The organism is Shewanella sp. NIFS-20-20 (genome assembly GCF_019209865.1).
In the GTDB taxonomy this organism is placed as follows: domain Bacteria; phylum Pseudomonadota; class Gammaproteobacteria; order Enterobacterales; family Shewanellaceae; genus Shewanella.
In genome coordinates this window covers 1-6,165 of sequence record NZ_JAHUTT010000101.1, presented here as the reverse complement: position 1 = coordinate 6,165, position 6,165 = coordinate 1, and the positions used below count along the sequence as shown (strand labels likewise).

The 6,165-nt window shown below is 57.0% G+C and carries 6 protein-coding genes and 1 pseudogene; 3 read left to right on the top strand and 4 right to left on the bottom strand.

What is annotated here, in order from left to right:
• Positions 1-456: 456 nt before the first annotated feature.
• From sul2 to KU855_RS18455, 3 genes are read left to right on the top strand one after another with little or no spacing between them, the layout of a single operon-like run.
• The gene (sul2, locus tag KU855_RS18465; protein ID WP_001043260.1) at positions 457-1,272 is read left to right on the top strand and encodes a sulfonamide-resistant dihydropteroate synthase Sul2; all 816 of its coding nucleotides are present in this window, start codon (positions 457-459) and stop codon (positions 1,270-1,272) included.
• Between the two features lie 60 nt (positions 1,273-1,332).
• Entirely contained in the window at positions 1,333-2,136 is an 804-nt protein-coding gene (gene aph(3'')-Ib, locus KU855_RS18460) for an aminoglycoside O-phosphotransferase APH(3'')-Ib (RefSeq protein WP_120366336.1), read from the top strand.
• A complete protein-coding gene (locus tag KU855_RS18455; RefSeq protein ID WP_218532711.1) occupies positions 2,136-2,972 on the top strand; it encodes an APH(6)-I family aminoglycoside O-phosphotransferase in 837 nt (278 codons plus the stop codon). The genes aph(3'')-Ib and KU855_RS18455 overlap by 1 nt, the downstream gene beginning before the upstream one ends.
• A gap of 106 nt (positions 2,973-3,078) precedes the next feature.
• Here KU855_RS18455 and KU855_RS18450 read toward each other — a convergent pair.
• The 4 genes and pseudogenes from KU855_RS18450 to KU855_RS18980 form a co-directional block, all read right to left on the bottom strand.
• A pseudogene (locus tag KU855_RS18450) lies at positions 3,079-3,483 on the bottom strand (IS91 family transposase); the annotation flags it as partial.
• A gap of 111 nt (positions 3,484-3,594) precedes the next feature.
• Positions 3,595-3,900 (bottom strand): LysR family transcriptional regulator, encoded by a 306-nt coding sequence (locus tag KU855_RS18445; RefSeq protein WP_001255015.1) that lies wholly within the window; start codon positions 3,898-3,900, stop codon positions 3,595-3,597.
• Positions 3,901-3,927: 27 nt separating this feature from the next.
• Complete coding sequence (gene floR / locus KU855_RS18440) at positions 3,928-5,142, bottom strand: chloramphenicol/florfenicol efflux MFS transporter FloR (RefSeq protein WP_000214119.1); 1,215 nt, start codon at positions 5,140-5,142, stop codon at positions 3,928-3,930.
• A 216-nt stretch (positions 5,143-5,358) separates the two neighbouring features.
• Positions 5,359-6,165: DUF3363 domain-containing protein (locus KU855_RS18980; RefSeq protein ID WP_223364268.1), on the bottom strand; the 807-nt coding region annotated here is incomplete at its 5' end.

The window sequence follows — 6,165 nt, the reverse complement described above, 5'->3', positions numbered from 1 at the left end:
GTATTAAATGTACGATATTTACCTAATTTGCCACACTTATAAGTAGTAACCCACCTCCGCAGCCATTTATTGGTGTGGTCTACAGAGGATTAAGTCTTTTTAGAGGGGAAAATCCCTAGAACCCCATCTCCAAACATATCAAGCGTGTCTGTATCCCACTCTATTGTAAACAAGACATTTTTATCTTTTATATTCAATGGCTTATTTTCCTGCTAATTGGTAATACCATGAAAAATACCATGCTCAGAAAAGGCTTAACAATATTTTGAAAAATTGCCTACTGAGCGCTGCCGCACAGCTCCATAGGCCGCTTTCCTGGCTTTGCTTCCAGATGTATGCTATTCTGCTCCTGCAGCTAATGGATCACCGCAAACAGGTTACTCGCCTGGGGATTCCCTTTCGACCCGAGCATCCGTATGAGACTCATGCTCGATTATTATTATTATAGAAGCCCCCATGAATAAATCGCTCATCATTTTCGGCATCGTCAACATAACCTCGGACAGTTTCTCCGATGGAGGCCGGTATCTGGCGCCAGACGCAGCCATTGCGCAGGCGCGTAAGCTGATGGCCGAGGGGGCAGATGTGATCGACCTCGGTCCGGCATCCAGCAATCCCGACGCCGCGCCTGTTTCGTCCGACACAGAAATCGCGCGTATCGCGCCGGTGCTGGACGCGCTCAAGGCAGATGGCATTCCCGTCTCGCTCGACAGTTATCAACCCGCGACGCAAGCCTATGCCTTGTCGCGTGGTGTGGCCTATCTCAATGATATTCGCGGTTTTCCAGACGCTGCGTTCTATCCGCAATTGGCGAAATCATCTGCCAAACTCGTCGTTATGCATTCGGTGCAAGACGGGCAGGCAGATCGGCGCGAGGCACCCGCTGGCGACATCATGGATCACATTGCGGCGTTCTTTGACGCGCGCATCGCGGCGCTGACGGGTGCCGGTATCAAACGCAACCGCCTTGTCCTTGATCCCGGCATGGGGTTTTTTCTGGGGGCTGCTCCCGAAACCTCGCTCTCGGTGCTGGCGCGGTTCGATGAATTGCGGCTGCGCTTCGATTTGCCGGTGCTTCTGTCTGTTTCGCGCAAATCCTTTCTGCGCGCGCTCACAGGCCGTGGTCCGGGGGATGTCGGGGCCGCGACACTCGCTGCAGAGCTTGCCGCCGCCGCAGGTGGAGCTGACTTCATCCGCACACACGAGCCGCGCCCCTTGCGCGACGGGCTGGCGGTATTGGCGGCGCTGAAAGAAACCGCAAGAATTCGTTAACTGCACATTCGGGATATTTCTCTATATTCGCGCTTCATCAGAAAACTGAAGGAACCTCCATTGAATCGAACTAATATTTTTTTTGGTGAATCGCATTCTGACTGGTTGCCTGTCAGAGGCGGAGAATCTGGTGATTTTGTTTTTCGACGTGGTGACGGGCATGCCTTCGCGAAAATCGCACCTGCTTCCCGCCGCGGTGAGCTCGCTGGAGAGCGTGACCGCCTCATTTGGCTCAAAGGTCGAGGTGTGGCTTGCCCCGAGGTCATCAACTGGCAGGAGGAACAGGAGGGTGCATGCTTGGTGATAACGGCAATTCCGGGAGTACCGGCGGCTGATCTGTCTGGAGCGGATTTGCTCAAAGCGTGGCCGTCAATGGGGCAGCAACTTGGCGCTGTTCACAGCCTATCGGTTGATCAATGTCCGTTTGAGCGCAGGCTGTCGCGAATGTTCGGACGCGCCGTTGATGTGGTGTCCCGCAATGCCGTCAATCCCGACTTCTTACCGGACGAGGACAAGAGTACGCCGCAGCTCGATCTTTTGGCTCGTGTCGAACGAGAGCTACCGGTGCGGCTCGACCAAGAGCGCACCGATATGGTTGTTTGCCATGGTGATCCCTGCATGCCGAACTTCATGGTGGACCCTAAAACTCTTCAATGCACGGGTCTGATCGACCTTGGGCGGCTCGGAACAGCAGATCGCTATGCCGATTTGGCACTCATGATTGCTAACGCCGAAGAGAACTGGGCAGCGCCAGATGAAGCAGAGCGCGCCTTCTCTGTCCTATTCAATGTATTGGGGATCGAAGCCCCCGACCGCGAACGCCTTGCCTTCTATCTGCGATTGGACCCTCTGACTTGGGGTTGATGTTCATGCTGCCTGTTTTTCCTGCTCATTGGCACGTTTCGCAACCTGTTCTCATTGCGGACACCTTTTCCAGCCTCGTTTGGAAAGTTTCATTGCCAGACGGGACTCCTGCAATCGTCAAGGGATTGAAACCTATAGAAGACATTGCTGATGAACTGCGCGGGGCCGACTATCTGGTATGGCGCAATGGGAGGGGAGCAGTCCGGTTGCTCGGTCGTGAGAACAATCTGATGTTGCTCGAATATGCCGGGGAGCGAATGCTCTCTCACATCGTTGCCGAGCACGGCGACTACCAGGCGACCGAAATTGCAGCGGAACTAATGGCGAAGCTGTATGCCGCATCTGAGGAACCCCTGCCTTCTGCCCTTCTCCCGATCCGGGATCGCTTTGCAGCTTTGTTTCAGCGGGCGCGCGATGATCAAAACGCAGGTTGTCAAACTGACTACGTCCACGCGGCGATTATAGCCGATCAAATGATGAGCAATGCCTCGGAACTGCGTGGGCTACATGGCGATCTGCATCATGAAAACATCATGTTCTCCAGTCGCGGCTGGCTGGTGATAGATCCCGTCGGTCTGGTCGGTGAAGTGGGCTTTGGCGCCGCCAATATGTTCTACGATCCGGCTGACAGAGACGACCTTTGTCTCGATCCTAGACGCATTGCACAGATGGCGGACGCATTCTCTCGTGCGCTGGACGTCGATCCGCGTCGCCTGCTCGACCAGGCGTACGCTTATGGGTGCCTTTCCGCAGCTTGGAACGCGGATGGAGAAGAGGAGCAACGCGATCTAGCTATCGCGGCCGCGATCAAGCAGGTGCGACAGACGTCATACTAGATATCAAGCGACTTCTCCTATCCCCTGGGAACACATCAATCTCACCGGAGAATATCGCTGGCCAAAGCCTTAGCGTAGGATTCCGCCCCTTCCCGCAAACGACCCCAAACAGGAAACGCAGCTGAAACGGGAAGCTCAACACCCACTGACGCATGGGTTGTTCAGGCAGTACTTCATCAACCAGCAAGGCGGCACTTTCGGCCATCCGCCGCGCCCCACAGCTCGGGCAGAAACCGCGACGCTTACAGCTGAAAGCGACCAGGTGCTCGGCGTGGCAAGACTCGCAGCGAACCCGTAGAAAGCCATGCTCCAGCCGCCCGCATTGGAGAAATTCTTCAAATTCCCGTTGCACATAGCCCGGCAATTCCTTTCCCTGCTCTGCCATAAGCGCAGCGAATGCCGGGTAATACTCGTCAACGATCTGATAGAGAAGGGTTTGCTCGGGTCGGTGGCTCTGGTAACGACCAGTATCCCGATCCCGGCTGGCCGTCCTGGCCGCCACATGAGGCATGTTCCGCGTCCTTGCAATACTGTGTTTACATACAGTCTATCGCTTAGCGGAAAGTTCTTTTACCCTCAGCCGAAATGCCTGCCGTTGCTAGACATTGCCAGCCAGTGCCCGTCACTCCGCGGTCTTCACTGCGTGATCGAGTTGATCGACACCCGCCGTGACACGCTCCATGAAGTGCCTGCCTGCGTCTGTTAGCCGAACGCCCCGCGCATGGCGCTCAAATAGCAGGACACCAAGGTTATCCTCCAGCGCTTTCACACGCGCGCTGACGCTCGACTGGCTGATACCAAGTGCCTTGGCCGCATGCCGAAAATTCAGATGCTCGGCGACGGCGATGAACTGAACAAGGGAAATGAGCGGTATCCTGCCAGACAGGATACCGACATTCACGAGGTTTCGATGGTTAGTGCGCCGCATCGGAGCGGGCCTGCTACCAGTCGTCGGTTAGACGACTGGCGACTTCTCGGTGGCAGCCCCACGGAGCCGAAGGAGCACCAGCCCCAACGAAACCAGTACCGCCATCGCCGTGGCGTAACAGATCACGGGCCACGCTGTGTCACCGTTTAAAAGTGCCACCGCCAATGTCCCGACAATGCTGACTATCAGGCTTTGAACGCAGAAGTAGAACGCGACCGCTGATCCCGCGATGTCGTCGAACTCTGCCAAAGCGCCGTTCGCGGTAACGGACACCGTGAAGACAATACCGACCGCGACAACCCACATCGGTAGGATGAAGGTGAGGAATGACGGCGAGCCGTAAAGTTCGCCGATCCCCAACAGGACCGCTCCGCAAACAAGCAACGCCATCCCACGCGCCACGCATCCTGCGATGCCCCATCTGGCGACAAAGGACTTCGCGAAACGGGTTGTCACGATCATTACAAGCGCGACAGTGGCGAAGGCAAAGCTGAATCCGATCTCGGAATATTCCGCTTGGCCTATGAGCACACGGGGAGCCGTCGAGAAGAAGACGAAGAAGGTGCCCATACCGGCGCTAAAGCCGACAGTGTAAACCCAAAAAGCCGGACTCGCGAAGATCGGCAAGACAGATCGGCGCGTCTTGACTTGATCCAGAGGGCGGGTTTCGTGCCACCTGAAACCCGCATTTAGGAGTGCGAGCATCGCCAGTATAGCCAAAGTAATGAATATCGCCTGCCATCCCAAGAACTCGCCGATCAATGCTCCGGCGATAGGGCCGAGCGCAGGCACGAACGCCAGCATCGAACTGAAAAGGCCGTAGATGACGACACCCTCAGGACGGTTGGCATAAACGTCGCGAACCGTCGCGAACGTCGCCACCAGCATGGCCGACGCGCCCACTGCTTGAAGTAGACGGAAAGCGACAAAGGCCGGTGCAGTTGAAGACCAAGCTGCTCCCAGAGACGCAATGACGAAAGCCGTTGCGCCCGCAAGTAGAATTGGCCGTCGCCCGATTCTGTCTGAGAGCGGACCAAAAATCACCTGGCCCACGCCGAGCATCACCATATAGAGGCTCAACGTGAGTTGGATCATAGCGGGCGTCGTGTTCAGGATGCCGGGCATCGCTGGAACGACAGGGAGATAAATATCCATCGCCAGTGAAGCGAGGATGTCGAAAGGAGCCATCAGCAGCAGTGCTGCCGGCAGCGTATAGGCCCACGCGGGGCGTGTGGTGGTCATGACGAATCAACCCTCGATTAAGGAATACCGGGCGACGTCTGCTCGTCAGCAATCAGATGAGACTAGCCTTACAGAGCGCCGCAACAACAATACTGGTTGTTGCGGCTTACTTGTCTGCTGACTTGGAATTTCCCATCTGATTACTCCACGCTTACGAATATGAATTGCTACATTTTATCCGATTATCTTTTGCTTCGCAATGCGGCATGGGCGCACTCAGCGTTCCAGCCCCCTCTGCCGCCCTAACTGCCACGACACCGACCCGCCCTGCACGATGCCCATAACCTCGCGGCCGAGTTGGCGGTCGATGATCGGCCGCCACGGGACAAGGGTGAACTCATGGGATTTCTCGACCACGGCGAACTTGCCGCTCGATAGATGCACGGTTCCGGTAAACTTGCCGCTGACGCTCTCGCCGTCCGTGGCGGCGCGGAACGGCAGGCCCTTACTCAAAGCCATATCCGATCCGACGCCGGCTACCTCGCGCTCCCGCAGGATGGCGAGAAGGTTGCGCCGGTAGAAGACGCGGCTGTCCCGGCTGCGGGTGGCGTCGCCCTGTTCGATATGGTGCTCGCGGCGCTGGTCCATGGCTTCGCGGACTTGTTGCCCGAAGCCGGTTGGCGCAAGGTCGGCCGTCTCGCCGTGGATCAGCCGCCGGTCCAGCCAGGTCGCGCCGTCCGATCCGATCTGTTTGTTCAGATCGACCGGGGAAAGGACGCGAACGCTGGCCTGACTGTCTCGGCCGGCGTCATGGGCGGCGGCACGGCTGACCAGATCATCGGGGATGCGCCATTGGTCGGCGTCGATCCGCTCGACGATACCGGCCCGGCGTAGCGCCTCCAGCCGGCGCACATGGGCATCGACATAGCCCTCATAGTCGCCGCCTGGAACGCGGCACGTATAGGAAGAATAAACGCCCTTTTCACCCAAGTCCAACAGCTTTGGACCGCAGTTGACTCTTTCGACACCCCTGCGATGCAACCCAATCCGGCTGACGGGGAGCCAGCAACGCTGAAAATTTAC

Coding starts and splice junctions, on each gene's coding strand:
- sul2 (WP_001043260.1), top strand. CDS start 457: ATGAATAAATCGCTCATCATTTTCGGCATCGTCAACATAACCTCGGAC.
- KU855_RS18455 (WP_218532711.1), top strand. CDS start 2,136: ATGTTCATGCTGCCTGTTTTTCCTGCTCATTGGCACGTTTCGCAACCT.
- KU855_RS18445 (WP_001255015.1), bottom strand. CDS start 3,900: ATGCGGCGCACTAACCATCGAAACCTCGTGAATGTCGGTATCCTGTCT.
- floR (WP_000214119.1), bottom strand. CDS start 5,142: ATGACCACCACACGCCCCGCGTGGGCCTATACGCTGCCGGCAGCACTG.